The sequence below is a fragment of the Actinomadura rudentiformis genome (genome assembly GCF_008923185.1).
GTDB lineage: Bacteria > Actinomycetota > Actinomycetes > Streptosporangiales > Streptosporangiaceae > Spirillospora > Spirillospora rudentiformis.
Genome location: NZ_WBMT01000006.1, coordinates 425037 through 442867, shown reverse-complemented (window position 1 = coordinate 442867; position 17831 = coordinate 425037). Strand labels below are relative to the sequence as shown.

16 protein-coding genes are annotated in these 17831 nt (G+C 72.2%); 8 read left to right on the top strand and 8 right to left on the bottom strand.

The genetic code is table 11. The features are described from left to right. A partial coding sequence (locus F8566_RS15680; protein WP_151560930.1) for a hypothetical protein occupies positions 1-1586 on the bottom strand: 1586 nt, incomplete at its 3' end. Between the two features lie 127 nt (positions 1587-1713). Here F8566_RS15680 and F8566_RS15675 point away from each other — a divergent pair. From F8566_RS15675 to F8566_RS15665, 3 genes are all read left to right on the top strand, one after another. Further along, positions 1714-2817, top strand: coding sequence for an EamA family transporter (locus tag F8566_RS15675; RefSeq protein WP_151560929.1), 1104 nt, complete (start codon positions 1714-1716; stop codon positions 2815-2817). A 70-nt stretch (positions 2818-2887) separates the two neighbouring features. Next, a complete protein-coding gene (locus F8566_RS15670; RefSeq protein WP_151560928.1) occupies positions 2888-4228 on the top strand; it encodes a VWA domain-containing protein in 1341 nt (446 codons plus the stop codon). After that, entirely contained in the window at positions 4225-5235 is a 1011-nt protein-coding gene (locus F8566_RS15665; RefSeq protein ID WP_225993204.1) for an ARPP-1 family domain-containing protein, read from the top strand. Before F8566_RS15670 ends, F8566_RS15665 begins: the two co-directional genes overlap by 4 nt. 166 nt (positions 5236-5401) lie before the next feature. On the opposite strand, the gene F8566_RS15660 is transcribed toward F8566_RS15665, so the two are convergent. Continuing rightward, on the bottom strand, positions 5402-5842 hold the full coding sequence (locus F8566_RS15660; protein WP_192809685.1) for an acyl-CoA thioesterase: 441 nt from the start codon (positions 5840-5842) through the stop codon (positions 5402-5404). A 134-nt stretch (positions 5843-5976) separates the two neighbouring features. On the opposite strand from F8566_RS15660, the gene F8566_RS15655 reads away from it, so the two are divergent. The 4 genes from F8566_RS15655 to F8566_RS15640 all read left to right on the top strand — a co-directional run bounded on the left by F8566_RS15655 (position 5977) and on the right by F8566_RS15640 (position 11183). Continuing rightward, positions 5977-7155 (top strand): AI-2E family transporter, encoded by a 1179-nt coding sequence (locus F8566_RS15655; RefSeq protein WP_225993203.1) that lies wholly within the window; start codon positions 5977-5979, stop codon positions 7153-7155. Positions 7156-7271: 116 nt separating this feature from the next. Then, a complete protein-coding gene (locus F8566_RS15650; RefSeq protein ID WP_151560926.1) occupies positions 7272-9134 on the top strand; it encodes a glycoside hydrolase family 3 protein in 1863 nt (620 codons plus the stop codon). Positions 9135-9202: 68 nt separating this feature from the next. Beyond that, complete coding sequence (locus F8566_RS15645) at positions 9203-10429, top strand: LLM class flavin-dependent oxidoreductase (protein WP_151560925.1); 1227 nt, start codon at positions 9203-9205, stop codon at positions 10427-10429. 31 nt (positions 10430-10460) lie between these two features. Continuing rightward, a complete protein-coding gene (locus F8566_RS15640) occupies positions 10461-11183 on the top strand; it encodes a phosphatase PAP2 family protein (RefSeq protein ID WP_151560924.1) in 723 nt (240 codons plus the stop codon). 153 nt (positions 11184-11336) lie between these two features. On the opposite strand, the gene F8566_RS15635 is transcribed toward F8566_RS15640, so the two are convergent. Further along, complete coding sequence (locus F8566_RS15635; protein WP_151560923.1) at positions 11337-12452, bottom strand: RNA-guided endonuclease InsQ/TnpB family protein; 1116 nt, start codon at positions 12450-12452, stop codon at positions 11337-11339. Between the two features lie 131 nt (positions 12453-12583). Next, on the bottom strand, positions 12584-13327 hold the full coding sequence (locus F8566_RS15630) for an alpha/beta fold hydrolase (RefSeq protein WP_151560922.1): 744 nt from the start codon (positions 13325-13327) through the stop codon (positions 12584-12586). 84 nt (positions 13328-13411) lie between these two features. Here F8566_RS15630 and F8566_RS15625 point away from each other — a divergent pair, with 84 nt between their 5' ends. After that, positions 13412-14359, top strand: a complete 948-nt coding sequence (locus F8566_RS15625; protein ID WP_151560921.1) for a helix-turn-helix transcriptional regulator — start codon at positions 13412-13414, stop codon at positions 14357-14359. 14 nt (positions 14360-14373) lie between these two features. Here the strand turns inward: F8566_RS15625 and F8566_RS15620 are convergent, their stop codons facing one another. From F8566_RS15620 to F8566_RS15605, 4 genes are all read right to left on the bottom strand, one after another. Next, a complete protein-coding gene (locus F8566_RS15620) occupies positions 14374-15135 on the bottom strand; it encodes an SDR family oxidoreductase (RefSeq protein ID WP_225993202.1) in 762 nt (253 codons plus the stop codon). 154 nt (positions 15136-15289) lie between these two features. Further along, positions 15290-16414 (bottom strand): AAA family ATPase, encoded by a 1125-nt coding sequence (locus F8566_RS15615; protein ID WP_151560920.1) that lies wholly within the window; start codon positions 16412-16414, stop codon positions 15290-15292. Next, entirely contained in the window at positions 16401-17186 is a 786-nt protein-coding gene (locus tag F8566_RS15610; RefSeq protein ID WP_151560919.1) for an RNA ligase family protein, read from the bottom strand. Before F8566_RS15610 ends, F8566_RS15615 begins: the two co-directional genes overlap by 14 nt. Before the next feature lie 85 nt (positions 17187-17271). Then, positions 17272-17760: a GNAT family N-acetyltransferase gene (locus tag F8566_RS15605; protein ID WP_151560918.1), complete on the bottom strand. Its 489-nt coding sequence runs from the start codon at positions 17758-17760 to the stop codon at positions 17272-17274. Positions 17761-17831 lie beyond the last annotated feature (71 nt).

The window sequence follows — 17831 nt, the reverse complement described above, 5'->3', positions numbered from 1 at the left end:
GGGCCGGGGGCAGGAGCGGGCGGCTCCGGTGGCGGCACGGGCGCGGCGGGCGGCGGCGGAGGAGGCGGCGGCGGAGCGGGGGCGGGCGCCTCCGGTTGCGGCGGCAGGGGCGCCACGGCCGCGTCGGCGGCCTGCTCGCGTTCGGAGGCCAGATGGGCGCGGGCGGCCTTGATGATGTCCCAGGCGCTCAGCTCGTCGGTGGAGGGCGGCGAGTGCAGGCCGGTGCCGGCGAGCTCGGCCGCGGCCGCCTGCGGGACCGCGAACCCGACCGCGGGCGGCGACACCTGCGCCAGCCGGCACCAGGTCAGCCCCAGCGTGTACGTGGTGGCCAGCAGCGCCGCGAGCGCGTCGGTGTCGGTGGAGCGCAGCGCCTCGGGCAGGCGGCCGTCGCGCGGCCACAGCTCGCGCAGCGGGCTGCCCGGGTCGGCCAGCACCGCCTGCAGCGTGCGCGCGCTGTCGGGGTCCAGCCAGCGTTGCAGCGCGGGCAGCACATGCGGCGCGGCCTGCAGGTCGGCGGCGAGCACCGCGATGCCCGCGCGGCGGACCTCGTCATGGCCTCGCCCGGCGGCACCCGGCCGCGGCCCGGTCAGGCCCGCCACGATCTGCTGCAGGTCGTACAGCGCCAGCCGCAGGTATTCACCCGGCGCGGCGTCACGCACCATCGGCGTGGCGTACTCGGCCGGGCAGCGCCGCCGCCACTCCTGCAGGACGGCCGCCGGGCCGTAGCGGGCGGTGGCCAGGTCCTGCGGAACCAGACGCAGCGACGCGGCGGTCACGGCGGCCAGCGCGTCGGCGCCCGGCCGGAACCGCGAGTCGCCCTGCAGGCCCGCCGCGACCTCGTACATCACCCGGGCGATGTGCGCGGCGCCGCCGGCGTCGCCCGCGCCGAGCCGGCTGATGTAGTAGCCGGCCAGCGTGCTGAAGTCGGGCGGCATCATCCAGTGCAGCCGCTCGGCGGGCGTGGTGAGGAACGGAACGAACGACTCGATCAGCGGGTTCTCGCTGAGCGCCACGGGGGAGCCGGCGCACCACAGCAGCGCGGCCCAGGCGGCGGCGATGGTGCTGGGCGTGCCGGGTGCGAACGTCGGGTCCTGCTGGGCGAACTGCGCGGGGTTGACCGCGAGCGCGGTGGTGATGGCCTGCTGGACCGGCGCCACGACCGAGGTGTCGGGTGCCGGGCCGAGGAACCCCAGCGACGACACCCGCCCGGCCGACAGGTCCGGGCCGGTCGGGAACAGCTGCGGCGGCACCGGCGGGGTCGCCGCGCCGCGCGGCGCGGGCACCGCCACGCGGCGGTCGCCCGGGTCGGCCGGCGGCGGGCACGGATGCCAGCTGCCGTCCAGGCCGCAGCGGTACCAGCGGCCCCACGCGCCGTAGAGCCACCATTCACCGGCGCCCCACAACATGCGCGCGACGGTCTGCTCGGCGCGCTGCTGCGGAGGGGCGGTCTGCCACCACGCCGAGGTCACCAGCTCCCGGACGTTCGCCTCCACGGCCGTGAAAAGGTCGCCGGCCGCGCCGCCGCCCCCTGCCCCCGTGCCACTCCCGGTTCCGCCGAGTCCCGCCCCGGCCCCCTGCCAGCTCACGCGGCGATACTAGTCCGCCCCACCGGATCGGCGGTCATGATCGGCGATCACACCATCGATGTGTAATGAGCGTTATGGCACTATGCTCGTGAAATTCCCGGCGTGGGCGTGAGAGGAGGCGGCGGGCATGACGGTGGACGGGCCGCGCGGCGGTCAGGGCGGCGGTCAGGGCGGCGGGGCGGCGCGCGCGAAGGCGTGGGGGCTCGCCCTCGCGGTGTTCTCCTCGGTGTGCTTCGGCGCCTCCGGGCCGTTCGGCAAGGCGCTCATCAACGCCGGGCTGACCCCGCTGCAGGCGGTATGGCTGCGCATCGCCGGGGCGGCGCTCGTCCTGGTGCCGCTGGTGCTGATGCTGCGCGGCACCGCCGGGCTGCGCACCCTGCGGCCGCACCTGCGCCCCGTCGTCCTCTACGGCGTCACCGGCGTGGCGGGCTGCCAGGCGTTCTACTTCGTCGCCGCCTCACGGCTGCCGGTCGGCATCGCGATCCTGCTGGAGTTCACCGGGCCGCTGCTGGTGCTGGCCTGGATCCGGCTGGTCCGCCGCGCGCCCGTGCACCGCACCGCCGCCCTCGGGATCACCGTGGCCATGATCGGGCTGGCCATGGTCGTGCAGGTCTGGGCGGGGCTGCGGCTGGACGCCGTCGGGCTGGCGGCCGGACTGGGCGCGGCCGCCTGCCAGGCCGCCTACTTCCTGCTGGTCGAACGGCTCACCGGCGGCGTCGACCCGCTGGTCACCACCGCAGCCGGCGCCGTCGTCGCCGCCGTGGCGCTCACCGCGATCGCCGCCCCGTGGGCCCTGCCGTGGGACGTCCTGCCCGCGCAGGTGCCCGTCGGAGACCACACCGCGCCCGGCTGGCTGCTGGCCGCCTGGGTCATCGTGGTCAGCACCGTGCTGGCCTACCTGACCGGCGCGGCCGCCGTGCAGCGGCTGTCGGCCGAGGTCGCCGGCGCGATCTGCTACACCGAGGCCGTCGCCGCCACCCTCATCGCCTGGGCCGCGCTCGGCGAACGGCTCACCCCGGTGCAGCTGGCCGGCGGCGCGGTCGTGCTGACCGGCGCGTTCATCGCCCAGCGCGCCGTCAGCGCCCGCGACCTCACCGCGACCCCCGGCACGCCCGGTACGCCGAATACGCCGAGTACGCCCGGTGCGCGCGCCGGCTCCGCCGCTGCCCCGGGTGCGGATTCCACTGATGAGCCCGCCGGGAAACCGCACGCCCACGCACGAGGACGGTGAGGGCTCCGGCGAAAAATAGGTGTCGGGGCACTCCCGGTGATTCTTAAAATCCATGATTGCGGAGGCATTCATGGACACCCCCACACTCCTGGCCCACCTCGAAACCCATGCCGGCGCGCTCGCCCTGCCCCGGGGCGGCACGCTGTGCTGGGACGACGCGGACTTCCACCGCGCCGCCTACACCGACGACCCCGAGGGCTACGCGCTGCTCGGGCTCGCGCCCGGCGTCCTGCCCTGGCAGCGCGCGCGGGTGCTGCTGCAGCTGCTGGCCGCCTCCCAGGCGGGCCTGGACGACGCCACCCGCGGCACGCTCGCCCGCGTCGCCCGCGTCCTGACCCTCGCGCTGCCGCCCGCCGCCGTCATCACCGTCATGCTCGGGCTGCGGCGGCTGCGCGCCAACCACAAGCACACCACCCGCGCCGCGCTGCGGTTCGTCCTGGAACACCCCGAGGCCGACCTCCTCATCGCGGCGCGCCGCCCCGCCCTGGTCGACTGCTTCGAGCACGCCCTCGGCAAGGCCACCGCGCGCGGCTGCGCCCGCCGCATCGACGACGGCGACACCGGCTCGGACTACCTGCGGCGGCGCCTGCTGCGGTTCCTGACCGCGCCGCAGGTGGCGATGCCGCGCGTCCGGGCGCTGTATGGAACCGATGACCAGGCAGAACGCGGCGCGCCCGCCGTCGTGCTGCCGTACGAGCCGGTGCTCGCGCTCGACCCCGCCCGCGAGCGCAGTCCCGTCGTCACCGCCACCAACCGCGGTGACATCGCCGCCACGCTGGTGCACCTGCACCGCGGCGGCCCCGCCGACGACCTGCACGCCGCGCTCGGCCGCTACGTGGCGGCGGCCACCGCCGCGCTGCCGCGGTTCGACGGCACCGTCGCTGTCGTCCTGGACGCCTCGGCGTCCATGCGCGGCTACGGCGACCGCGAATGGGCCGTGCTGTCGCAGGCCGCCGCGCTGCGCATGGTGCTGTCGCGGATCTGCACCCGGCTGCAGGTCGTCGAGGTCGGGGGAGGCGAACGCGCCCCGGCCGGCGCCACCGACCTGGCGACCGGCGTGCTGGACGCCCTCACCGCCGCCCCCGACCTGGTGGCCGTGATCTCCGACGGCTATGAGAACCTGTTCCCCGGCGACCTCGCCAGGGTCGTCGCGACACTGCCGCGCGCCGGCGTCACCACCCCCGTGGTGTTCTGCCACGCACAGTTCACCGGCGCCGACGACCTCACGTTGCGGCGCCCCGCGCCCGCGCTGCCCCAGCGCGGCTTCTGGCACCAGGACGACTTCACCGAGCTGCTGCCCTGGATGTTCGGCCACTGCGCGGCGGGCGCACCCTGGCTGCGCGCCGCGATGCACACCCGGCTCGACACCCTGGACCGGCAGGCGGCACAGATGGGAGGGGTCGCCGCATGACCACCACCGACATGCCCGGAACACCCGAATCGCTCGAGCCGCTCGTGCCGGGCCCGGTCGACCTGGCCGGATACCGGCTCGGCGTCCCGCAGCAGGCGGGCGCGCTCACGATGATCCCCATCACCGGGCCCGCCTACCCGGGCATCGTGCCGCCTCGCTCCGGCCTGAAGCTGACGCAGGTCGCCGGATACGGGCGGGTCGAGCTGCGCAACGGCTCACCCGACGGCGTCGCGATCGTCCCGCTGCACATCGGATACATCCAAGACGCCGCGCAGAACCACGCCCTGTGCCGCTCGGCGTTCCTGGCCCCCGGCGCCGCCGTGATGTTCGAGGACGCCTGCTGTGTGCAGGAGAGCCAGGGCGGCTACCTCACCGGACGCGACCAGTGGTTCTTCGTGCTGCCCGTCGAACTGCGCGCCCGCGCGCTGGAACTGCGCGGCGTCCACGGCTACAGCAAGCTCTGGAACGACATCGGCGAGCTCAACGCCCGCTACGGGCTGCCGCGGCGCGGCCACCTGGAGCAGGTGCTGTCGCGCAAGCGCGCCGTCCTCACCCAGTTCCAGAGCCGGCTGGAGCCGCAGCCCGGCCAGCTCGGCGCGCTGTTCTTCATCGGCGGCCGGTTCGCCGGCCTGGAACTGGCACCCGACCCGGTGTACTTCGCCGAGGTGTGGATGGCGCTGGTGTGCTTCGCCTACGGCGCCGCCGCCTGGCACGCCGAACCGCCACCCGCGGGCGCCGGCGGCCCTGGCGGATCCGGCGCGGTCCCGTACGAGGCGGCGGACCTTGCCTCGCTGCGCGCCGAACTGGCCCGTGACCGCGCCGCCCGAGCCGCCGAGATCGCCGGCTGGGTCGCCGCCGTCCCGGCCGGCGACGCGCGCCTGCGGGAAGAGGAACGTTACCTCGGGCTGCGGCTGTCCACCGTGACCGGCGCCGAGCTGGCCGGGCAGATCGTCACCGACGGCGACCGGCCCGTGTACGCCTCCCTGTTCGCCCGGGCAATCGCGTAAATGGGTTGCCCCGGGCGGCCCGGGACCACTTGAATCGTCATGCGGGAACTGAGCCGGGCACGTCGGGCGAAACCCTGATTCCACATTGGGGATTCGTCTTAGAAACGATCATCCGCCCGACGAGGCGCCGGCCGCCCGTCCCGCATCTGACCGCCCGCCGGAACCGTCACCCGGCAGGGCCGGCTCCGCCCAGATCGGGCTCCGCCAGATACGGCTCCAGCGCCAGCCGCACGTCCGGCGGTATCTCCTTCTTGCCCTTGGCCGCCGGGTCGATGAACACGTGCCGTACCTCCCCGTCGGCGATCAGCCGGTCGTCCACCCGGAACTCCGGCTGCACGATCATGCTGGTGACGCCGAGCTTCACCACCGGCATCCGCACATCCAGCAGCTCGTCGAACCGCGCGCCCTCCCGGAACCGGATCCGCGCCTCCGCCACCACCAGGTCGTAGCCGGTCTCCACCGCGTCGGTGTAGGGGCCGATCGCCGCCCGCCACAACTCGGTGAGCGCCACGTCATAGAACGAGAGGTAATGGGCGTTGAACACCACGCCCTGCTGGTCGCATTCGCTGTAACGCACCCGCAGCCGGTGCGTGAAGATCTCACCCATGGCAGGCATTCTCACCCGCCGCCCCCGCACCTCGCATCCCCCCGTACGGCCGAGACGAAGGTTCGGCAAAGAAACATCCCCGTCCCGGAGCGCGCACGCCGCCGCAGGCCGCCGGCCGCGCCTAACGTGCCGGAGTGACGCAGCCAGAGGATCCCCCGGCGCCCGCCCCGGAGCGGACGATGCCGCCGTGGCTGCCCAAGGCGTTCATGCTCGCGGCGGCGATCGTGCTGCTGTTCGCCGGTGGGCTGTGGCTGCTCGACAAACTCCAAGGGCTGCTGCTCCTGCTGCTGACGTCGCTGTTCCTGGCGTTCGCGATCGAACCCGCGGTCAACTGGCTCGCCGCCCGCGGCTGGCGGCGCGGCTGGGCCACCGGCGCGATGTTCCTGTTCATCACCGTTGTGGCCGCGGTCTTCTTCGGCGTGCTCGGCTCGCTCGTCGTCGACCAGGCCACCACCCTGGTGAACGGCTTCCCCGAATACGCCGACCGGCTCATCTTCTGGATCAACGACACGTTCGACACGCGGCTGTCCCAGGAGAGGCTGTTCTCCAAGCTGCCCACGCTGACCCAGGAACTCTCCAAGCACGTGTCGGGCCTGGCGGGCAACGTGTGGGGGATCGGCGCCACCGCCCTCGCCGTCATCTTCCAGGGCCTCGGGATGTTGCTGTTCACCTTCTACCTGTCGGCGCAGGGCCCCCAGTTCCGCCGGGCCGTGTGCTCGCTGCTCCCGCCGCACCGCCAGCGCCAGGTGCTGTGGGCCTGGGAGATCGCCATCCAGAAGACCGGCGGCTACATCTACTCCCGGGCCCTGCTCGCACTGTGCTCCGGCATCGCGCACTACTTCGCCCTGGCGATCCTCGACGTCCCGTACGTCATCACCCTGGCGCTGTGGGTCGGCGTGGTGTCGCAGTTCATCCCCACCGTCGGCACCTACCTCGCTGGCGGCATACCGCTCCTGGTCGCGCTCGGCAAGAACCCCACGACCGCGCTGTGGCTGCTGCTGTTCATCCTGGCCTACCAGCAACTCGAGAACTACCTGCTCCAGCCGCGCATCACCGCCCACACCCTCGACATGCACCCCGCCGTCGCGTTCGGCATGGTCCTGGCGGGCACCGCCATCATCGGGCCCGTCGGCGCCCTGCTCGCGCTGCCCCTCGGCGCCAGCCTCCAGGCGTTCCTCAGTGCCTACATCCGCCGGTACGACGTCGAGGAGCACCCCCTCACCACCGTCGGGCCGCCACCGGTCAGCGGTGAGGAAGAGGATGAAGAAGAGAACGAAGGCGAGGGAGAGGGAGAGGGAGAGAAGGGCGGTTAAGGGCGGTTGACGCGCGGCGCGCAGATGCTTACGTTTCCACCAGGAATGCGATCTTGGTCGTGGTCGTGTCCCTCGCCGTACGGGGGGCGGCGCCGGAGCGAGCGCAGGGAGCCGTCATGCCCACCCGAATCACCGGGGCCCGCCGGACCGTCATCGCCGCATTGGCGGTGCTCACCCTGTCCGGCGTGACCACCGTCCCCGTCCAGGCCGACGCCGGCGCGGGGGACCGCGGCAAGGACCGGCGGCTGCTGCGGCTCATCAGGTCGATGACGCTGGAGGAGAAGGCGGCGCAGCTGTTCGTGCTGCAGGTGTACGGCAAGAGCGCCGACACCACCGACCCCGCCGACGTCGCCCGCAACCGCCGCCTGTACGGCCTGGACAACGCCGCGCAGCTCATCGCGCGCTACAAGCCCGGCGGCATCATCTACTACTCCGCCGACCCGCCCAACGTCACCGACCCGCAGCAGCTCGCCGCGTTCTCCAACGGCATCCAGCGCGCCGCGATGGCGACGCCGATCCCGATCCCGGCGACGATCGCCACCGACCAGGAGGGCGGCATCGTCGCGCGCGTGCAGCCGCCCGCCACCCAGTCACCGGGCAGCATGGCCCTGGCCGCCGGACGCCGCACCGGCGACGCCCGCGCCATGGCCCGCATCACCGGCCGGGAACTGCGCGCCATCGGCATCAACCAGGACTACGCCCCCGACGCCGACGTCAACGTCAACCCCGCCAACCCCGTCATCGGCGTCCGCTCCTTCGGCTCCGACCCCGCGCTGGTGTCGAGGATGGTCGCCGCCCAGGTCGACGGATACCGCGAAGGCGGCGTCACCGGCACCGTCAAGCACTTCCCCGGCCACGGCGACACCAGGCTCGACAGCCACACCAGCGTCCCGCGGATCGAGCACACCCGTGAGGAATGGGAACGCATCGACCTGCCGCCGTTCAAGGCCGCGATCGCGCGCGGCGCCGACTCCATCATGACCGCGCACCTGATCTTCCCCGCGCTGGACCCGTCCGAGGACCCCTCCACGCTGTCCAAGCCCATCATCACCGGGCTCCTGCGCGAAAAGCTCGGCTACAAGGGCGTCATCGTCACCGACGCCCTTGACATGAAGGGCGTGCGCGACAAGTACGGCGACGACCGCGTTCCCGTCCTGGCGCTCAAGGCCGGCGTGGACGTGCTGCTCAAGCCGCCTTCGTTCGACGCCAACGGCGACGGCCTGTTCCGGGTGCAGCTGAACGCCGTCGTCAACGCCGTCCGCGGCGGCGAGCTCACCGAACGCCGCATCGAGGAGTCGGTGTACCGCATCCTGGCGCTGAAGAAGAAGCGCGGGCTGTTCCGCGACCCCTACGTCGACGAGTCCAAGGTCGGGCAGGTCGTCGGCAAGCCCGCCAGCCTCGCCACCGCCCAGCGCGCCACCGACCGCACCACCACCCTGGTCAAGAACGACGCGCGGCTGCTGCCGCTGCGCCCCGGAGCCCGCAAGGTCCTCGTCGCAGGCTGGGGCGTCACCACCACCCGCGCCATCGCCGACGAGTTCACCAAACGCGGCGCCACCACGGCCGTTCAGGAGAGCGGAGTCAGCCCCACACCCGAACGCATCCAGCAGACCGTCGCCGCCGCCCAGGACCAGGACCTCATCGTCGCCGTCACCAACCGCGCCTGGGACATCGAGACGTCCACACCCGGCAACCCCCACAACGGTCCAGGCCAGATGAACCTGGTGAAGGCCCTCATCGCCACCGGCAAACCCGTCGTCGTGGTCGCCGCCCGCGACCCGTACGACATCGCCTGGTTCACCGAGGCACAGACCTACGTGGCCACCTACTCCTACACCGCCGAGGCGCTGCGGTCACTGGGCAAGGTGCTCTTCGGCGAACTGTCCCCGGCCGGGAAGCTGCCCGTCACCATCCCCGTCCGCGACAAGCCGGGCCAGACGCTCTACCCGTTCGGCCACGGCCTGAGCTACCGCCGCTGAGCTGCGGCCGAGCACCGTCCGGTGATAGGCAGGTCTAGAACGCGATTCGAATCTGGATTGGGGACCCGATGAGCACACCCTCGCCCACCCCCGACCCCGCGCCCGGTTCAGCACCGGGTTCAGTGCAGGGCGGTCCGCTGCGGTTCGGCATCTTCCTCGCCCCGTTCCACCCGGCCGGGCAGAACCCCACGCTGGCCCTGGAACGCGACCTCGACCTGATCGCCCACCTGGACGCCCTCGGGTTCGACGAGGCGTGGATCGGCGAGCACCACTCGGCCGGGTTCGAGATCATCGCCTCGCCGGAGGTGTTCATCGCGACCGCGGCCGAACGCACCCGGCACATCCGCCTCGGCACGGGCGTCTCCTCGCTGCCCTACCATCACCCGCTGATGCTGGCCGACCGCATGGTGCTGCTCTCGCACCTCACCCGCGGCCGCGTCATGCTCGGCGTCGGCCCCGGCGCGCTGCCGTCCGACGCCCACATGATGGGCATCGAGGTCGCCCGCCAGCGCGACATGATGGAGGAGGCCCTGGAGGCGATCCTCCTGCTGCTGCGCGGCGACGAGCCCGTCACCTGCAAGACCGACTGGTTCGAGCTGCGCGACGCGCGCCTGCAGCTGCGTCCTTACCGCGGCGAGCTGGAGGTGGCGGTCGCCGCGATGGTGTCGCCGTCCGGGCCGCGCGCCGCCGGGCGGTTCGGCTGCAGCCTGCTGTCGCTGGGCGCCACCCAGGCCGCAGGGTTCGACGCGCTCGGCTACCACTGGGGCGTCATGGAGGAACGCGCCGCCGCGTTCGGCACCACCGCCGACCGCTCCGGGTGGCGCCTCGTCGGCCCCATGCACCTGGCCGAGACCCGCGAGCAGGCCGCCCGCGACGTCGCGTTCGGCCTGCCCGACTGGGTCACCTACTTCCAGAAGATCGCCGCGCTGCCGATCGCCCCCGAGGCCGCCGACCCCGACGCGCTCGTCGAGGCCGTCAACTCCACCGGGTTCGGCGTCATCGGCACCCCCGACGACGCCATCGCCCAGATCGAGCGGCTCGCGGCACAGTCGGGCGGCTTCGGCGCCTACCTGCTGATGGCGCACGAATGGGCCGACACCGCGCAGACACGCCGTTCCTACGAGCTGTTCGCCCGCTACGTCGCCCCGCGCTTTCAGGGTTCGGCCGCGTCCCTGACCGCCAGCCGCGACTGGGCCGCCGAGAACCGGCCGCAGTTCATCGGCGCCACCACCGAGGCCATCATGGCCAAGGTCCAGCAGCATGCCGACGAGTCCGGGGGAACGCCGGGGGAGTGAGCACCGGCCCGGATAAGGCAAGATCGAAGGCATGCGGGTGCCTCGATCGGGGGGCGGGCGCCTTCCCGCCAGGCCGCCCGCTGCCCAGCTGCCTCCCATCTGGTTGCGTCCTGCCCGGCTGCTGCCGTACGCGCTGCCGCTGGCCGCCGCCGTCCTGCTGGCCGCGACCACTCTCGACGTGCTCGCGGGCGGGCTGCTGCGGCGGTTCGACCACTGGGTGTTCGCCGACGGCCTGCCGCCGCGTACCGGCGCGTGGCATTTCTTCTGGCGGGGCGTCGTCAACGGCGGCCAGTACTGGATCGTGGCCACCGGCGCGGCGCTGGCGACCGTGTGGGTCGCCTGGCGGCACCGCGACCAGGGCCGGCGCAGCGTCGCCTTCTTCCTGGCCAGGGCCGGGCTCTGGCTGGTCGTCACGGAGCTGACGATCCGGGCGGCGCAGATCGGGTTCGCCCGCACACCGCCGCGCACCGGCGCCGACCTGCTGTTCGAGGGCGGCTACCTGTCCTATCCGTCCGGGCACGCCGCCAACGCCGCCGCCTGCTGGATCTTCATCCTCGCCATGCTGCGCGCGCCCCGGCGCTGGACCACCGCCGGCCACGTACTGATCGTCGGCGTCGCGTTCGCGGTGGTCACGCTCGGGTACCACTGGCCCACCGACGCCATCGCGGGCTGGGCGCTCGGCGTGGTCCTCGGCTGGAGCGGCGCCGTTCTCGTAACGAATTGGCCTGAATCACAGGACGTCCCAGCCCATTGACCGGCTGGGCTGGGGGCTGGTGTCCAGCTTCGTGGCTTCTCCCCTCCGTAAAACAGGGGGCTTCATTCCCTCGCGGGATTGAGGTTCCTGGTTCATCGGCCCGTGCCTCCCCGGAGCACTCCGGGCCGGTCTTATCGGTCCTCCGCAGGCGTTTTACCTGTCCGCCAGCCCGGCGGCCAGGATGTTGGTCGCCGCGTTGACATCGCGGTCGTGGAGGGTGCCGCACAAGGGGCACCGCCACGACCGCACGTTCAGCGGCATGGTGTTGTTGATGTGGCTGCACCCCGGTGTGGAGCACAGTTTGGAGGAGGGGAACCACCGGTCCACCAGCAGGAGTTGGCGCCCGTACCAACCGGTCTTGTACTCCAGCATGGACCGTAGCTGGGACCAGGCAGCGTCGGAAATGGCGCGGGCCAGGCAGTGGTTGTTGAGCATGTTGCGCACGGTCAGGTCCTCGATGGCCAGGGCTTGGTTTTCGCGTACCAGCCTCGTGGTGACCTTGTGCAGGTGATCCCGGCGCCGGTCGGCGATCCGGGCATGAATCCTGGCGACCCTGAGCTGGGCCTTGGCCAGGTTCGCCGAGCCCTTGGCCTTGCGCGACAGCGCCTTCTGCGCCCTGGCGAGCTTGCGCCGGCAGGCGCGTTCGTGCCAGGGGTTGGTGACCTTCTCCCCGGTGGACAGCGTGACCAGATTCTCCAGCCCGACGTCGACACCCACCATCGCGTCCATCGGCGCAAGCGGCGTGATGGTGTCCTCCACCAGCACGGATACGAACCAGCGTCCCGCCGCGTCCTGGGACACCGTGACCGTGGACGGCTGCGCACCCTCGGGAAGAGGGCGATGCCACACCACCGCCAAAGGCTCTGTCGTCTTCGCCAGCTTCAACGCCCCGCCGGTAAAGGTGAAGGCATTGCTGGCGAACGTGGCCGACTTGCGCGACTTCCGCTTGGACTTGAAACGCGGATAGCGGGCCCGCCCGGCGAAGAACGCGGTGAAGGCGTTCTGCTGCGCCCGCAGTGTCTGCTGAAGCGGCACGTTGGACACCTCGCGCAGGAACCCCAGCTCGGGGTCCTGCTTCCACTCGGTCAGCCACCTCGCCGTGTCCACATACGAGGTGTTCAACCCCTCGTCCTTGTAGCGGCGGATGCGCTCGGCGAGTGCCATGTTCCAGACCAGCCGGACACACCCGAACGTGCGGTGCAAAAGCTTCGCCTGCTCGGGCGTCGGATAGAAGCGGTACTTGAACCCCCGCTTGACGGCTTGGCCCACACTTTGCAAGGTACAGAGTGATCATATCGTAGCGCTGGGTAATCGCGAACCTTTCCCTTCCAAAGGCAGGAACCCCCTGACCAAGCCGGGCCAGGGGGTGTCCACCGCGGGAAACGGGCGCCGGGACGCGGTCAGCGGGCGATCTCGTCCAGGAGCGCGGCCAGCTCCTGGGGCTTGGAGAACATCGGCCAGTGCCCGGTCGGCAGCTCGTGGTAGGTCCACTCCGGCCCGGCCATCAGGCTGAACACCGGGTTGCCGCTCGCCGCCAGCTGCTCCACCATCGCCAGCGGGATGCTGTTGAAGATCGCCGTCTTGGGCGTGTCCGGCGGCGTCTCCGGCCGGATCAGCGGCTGCACCGCCGCGCCGAACGGCTCGGGCGTGCCGCGCTCGGCGAACATCGCCAGGTGCTCGGCGGTCAGCCCGGCCAGCGTCACCGGGTCGGCCTCCGGGTCGAAGTCGGGCACCGGCAGCCGCCAGCCGTCGCCCTCGGACTCCACCTGCTTGCGGGTGGCCGCCTGCTCCTCGGGGTCGGTGAAGTCGATCTGCGCCATGCCCGACGGCATCGGCCCGGTGTCGACGTAGACGATCCGCTTCAACCGCTCGGGGACGCGGTCGGCCGCGCCGGTGGCGGGCATGTTGGCGCCGCTGTGCGCCACGAGGATCACGTCCTGCAGGTCGTCGTCCTCGATGACGCCGATGATGTCGGCGATGTGGGTGTCGACGTTCACCTCGGGGGTCGCCTCCGCCGCCCGCTCGGCCAGGCCGGTGAGCGTCACCGCGTGCACCTGGTGCCCCGCCGCGCGCAGCCCGGCCGCCACCTCGTCCCACGCCCACGCGCCGAGCCAGAAACCGGGGACCAGTACGAACGTCGCCATGTCGATGCCTTCTCTCTGTCGATCCGCTGGCACTAACCTACGGCGAATACCGGACAGTTCCCGCCCGGATTAAGAGGGTGACCTGTGTCACATCCAACGACCCGCGTGCTGACCATGCTGGAGCTGCTGCAGGCCCATCACCGCATGCGCGGCACCGAGCTGGCCGAGCGCCTGGGCGTCGACGAGCGCACGGTGCGGCGGTACGCGGCGCGGCTGGAGGAGCTCGGCATCCCCGTCGTCGCCGAGCGCGGGCGCTACGGCGGCTACCGGTTGATGCCCGGTTTCAAACTGCCGCCGCTGATGCTCACCGACGACGAGGCGACCGCGGTCGTGCTCGGCCTGCTGGCCGGGCGCCGCCTGGGCCTGCCCGGCGAGGCCACCGAGAGCACGCTGGCCAAAGTGCAGCGCATCCTGCCCGCAGCGCTGCGCGAACGCGTCCAGGCACTGCAGGAGACCCTCGGCTTCACACTCGCCGCCCGTGACGCGACCTCACCGGCCACCGCGGCCCTGCTCACCCTCGCCGCCGCCGCGCGCGAGCGGCGGAGGGTGCGCCTGCGCTACCGGTCCTGGCAGGGCGACGAGAGTGAACGCGACCTCGACCCCTACGGGCTGGTCTTCCACTCAGGACGCTGGTACGTGACCGGGCACGACCACCGCAGCGGCGAGGTCCGCACCTTCCGCGTCGACCGCGTGGTGTCGGTGCGACCCGGCGAGGGCACCTTCGAGATCCCCGTGGACGCCGACCCCGTCCAGCACGTCACCCGTTCCCTGGCCAAGGTCCCCTACCGGCACGACGTCGAGGTCGTGCTCGAGACGTCCCTGGACGAGGCGCGGCGCCGCGTGCCCGCCTCCACCGCCACGCTCAGCGAGACCGACGGGGGAGTGCTCATGGTCACCCGCGCCGAAAACCTCGACGGCATGGCCATGATGCTCGCCGGGCTCGGCTGGCCGTTCCAGATCCGCCGCCCCGGCGAGCTGCGCACCGCCGTCCGCGACCTCGCCGCGAACCTGCGTGGCTACGCCGACAGGTGACCTGCGACAGGTGGTCAGCCGCGGCCGACGAACGAGGGCATCGCCGTCGCCAGCACCGTGAGGTTCTGCACGTTGGCGTCCAGCGGCAGCCCCGCCATGTAGAGCACGCCGTCCACCACATGCCGCACGTCCATCACCGGCTCGGACCTGGTCGAGCCGTCGGCCTGCAGGGTGCCCGACCCGAAACTGCTCGTCATGTCGGTGGCGGCGTTGCCGATGTCGATCTGGCCGCAGGCGATGTTGTAGCGGCGGCCCTCCAGCGACAACGTCTTGGTCAGCCCCGTCACCGCGTGCTTGCTGGCGGTGTAGGCGACCGAGTTCGGGCGCGGCGTCACCGCCGACAGCGAGCCGTTGTTGATGATCCGGCCGCCCTGCGGCCGCTGGCCCTTCATGATGCGGAACGCCTGCCGCGCGCACAGGAACGACCCGGTGAGGTTGGTGTCGACGACCGTCCGCCACTGCGCGAGCTCGAACTCCTCCACCGGCGCGGGAGAACCGAACGTCCCGGCGTTGTTGACCAGCAGGTCCAGCCGCCCCCACCGTTCGGTCACCGCCGCGAACAGCGCCTCCACCGACTCCGGCGAGGTCACGTCGGCTGTCACGGTGAGGACCTGGTCCGCCGGCGCGCCCGCCGCGTCCGCCGTCGCCCGCAACGGCTCGGCCCGCCGGCCCGCGACGGCCACCCGCCAGCCCGCGCCCAGCAGCGCCGTGGCGACCGCGCCGCCGATGCCGGACCCGCCACCTGTCACCACTGCCACCTGACCAGGAGCTTCCACGAGCGTTCCTCCTTCGCGTTCGGCCTCACAGGAGTGTGCCAGCAGCGCCTCACCCGGTGGGCCGGCCGGCGTGGACGGGGAGGTTCCGTGCGAAGCGGCGCAACAGCAGCACCCTGGTCGCGGCCAGCCGCGAGCGGGCCCACCCGGGAGGTGGTCAGGCCGTCGACAACCAGTGCACCTGATGCGCCTCAGTCGGGTCAGGGGTCTCCCAGCGCCCGACCAGCCGGTCGATGACCGCGTCCGGGACGGGCGCCTCACGGGAACGGTTGCGTTCACGCAGGACTCCCGGCGGTGCCTCCAGCGCGACCAGCTCGACGCGGCCCCGGTAATCGGCGACGAGACCGGTGCACTGCTCGCGCAGCATCCGCGACACGTTCGTGGCGTTCCAGACGAACGAGCGGCCCGCCCGCAGATGCCCGCGCGCCAGCTCATAGGCGGCGGCCGCCACCGGCCGCTGATCAGCGGACGGGGCCACGCCCATCTCGGCACGCAGCCGGTCCAGGCTCACCACCGGCAGGTCCGGGCGGTTCGCCGCGATCCAGTGATCCTTGCCGACCCCCGGCAGCCCCGACAGCACCGTCACCGTGAGCCGGGTGTCGTCGTAGGCGTCGTAATCAGGGTCGCGGCCGGGCTTGCGGAAATACCAGAAGCGGGCGTGATCGGAGGGGAACCGTCGCGGCGCGTCCAGGCAGGCCTGCTCGGCGCAGTACTCCTCGTACAGCGCGATGTTGTCCAGCACCTCGGCGGTGTCGCCGCACATCCGGCCGAGAATGTCGGCGGTGGCCAGCAGCACCAGGTCGTCGTTGCGCGCCAGCAGGCTCACCCGGAACACGATCTGCTGCAGATCCGGGCGTTCCAGCGCCCAGAACGGCACCTGATGATGCCGCACCAGCGCCGCCACGTGCTCCCGCCAGGCGACCGGCGCGCCCAGCTCCCACAGGATCCGGCGCACCATCAGATCACCGCGCCGCGAATGGCCGTGCGCGGTGATCCGGCCGTCGCCGTCGGTCTGCGTGCAGTACGGCTTGGCGATGTCGTGCATCAGGACCGTGGTGAACAGCCGCACACGTTCATCGGCCGGCCGCGTCCGCCAGCCGGGGAGCGAGGCCAGCGCCTCACACGCCATCCGCGTGTGGATCTCCACATCGCCCTCGGCGTGATGGACCGCGTCCTGCGGCACACCCGCCAGATCGCGCACCCACGCGAACGTCTCCCTGATCTCCTCCCAGGGCACCCGCCAGTGCGGCGGCGCCGGGCACAGGTCCTCAAACACCCGCATAGAGCACCTCCGGGTCGGCCAGCCCGTTGGCGACGATCGGCCGGTCCTGCCAATGGGTGCCTGAATCCAGGATCGCGGTGAGGAAACTCGGACGTACCCACTTGAAACGGTCGACGGTCAGCCCGTCCTCCTCCACCTTGATGTAGAGGCCCTCCATGTCGTCCGACCGGTCGGTCTCCTCGGCGACCCTGACGGGGTCCGCGCCGCCCGCCGCCGCGGCGGCCCGCAGCGCGTCCCGCCACTTTGCGGTGCGGCACGTCGAGGGGCCGGTGAGGGCCGTCAGCGACGCCAGGTCGGGCAGCGGCCCCTCATGCAGCACCGGCACCGACACCACCGGCGTCCCGGCCAGCAGCTCACGGCGCCGCCCGGTCGACAGGAACGTCCCGTCGCGCCGGTCGAACACGTCGAACTCGCAAAAGTAGTGCGGGAGGGCGTCGTAGAACATCGTGTGCTTGGCGTACAGCCACTCCCCGTACAGCACGTACCGGTCGCCGAGCCGCGGCCACAGCTGGTGCTGCACCGACGCCGCCCACGCCTTCAGCGGGGCGAACTGGCGCTCGCGCGGCCCACCTGTCAGGTAATGGCCACGGCTCTGGAGCCGCAGCTCGCCCTCCGCCGAGAAGCTGATCCCGGCGTTCGCGCCGTCCAGCTTCTCCTCCACCACCAGATGACGCCCCACGATCTCCCGGAAGGGCACGGCTGCGAGATCGTGGTCACCCGGCTGCAACCTGGAGCCCTCGATATGCCGGGTGCGGGGATATTTGTGGAGCATGCGATCCGTTGTAACGGACGGCCGCAGCCCCGGCCAACCGGATTACACCCGAGACGGGTGACCGAGCCTGCGAGAGCGGCCGGGCTCAGCGGCCCCGATGGCGCATGATCAGGCGCGGGCCCAGCTCGTGCAGGCCAGCCGCGATCTCCGCCTGCCAATGCGCGCGCAGCTCCGGGCCCCACTCCGGCTCCGGCATCTCGACGAAGCCGAACCGCGTGTACCACGGGCCGTTCCACGGCACATCACGGAAGGTGATGAGCGTCAGCTCGCCGCCGTCGGCGTCGCCGATGACCCGCTCCATCAACGGGCGGCCGAGACCGCGCCCGGTGTGGTCGGCATGCAGCGCGATCTGCTCCAGATGCCGGTGGCCGTCGACCTCGATGATCGCCGCGAACCCGATCGGGGGATCACCCACCACCAGCAGCTGCAGCGCGCCGGCCCCGACCTCCTCGATGACCGTGGGCCCGGCAGGGAACACGATGCCCAGCGGGCCGAACAGCTCGTCCGCGCTGCGCTCGATGTCGGCCAGCAGGTGCAGGTCACGCTCTTCGGCGGGACGGACGGCATAGGCCATGGCGGCGATCGTAAGCGATCAGGCGCGGATGCGACACTGTTTCCCGGTGCTCCGGCGAGGTCGAGCGAGGT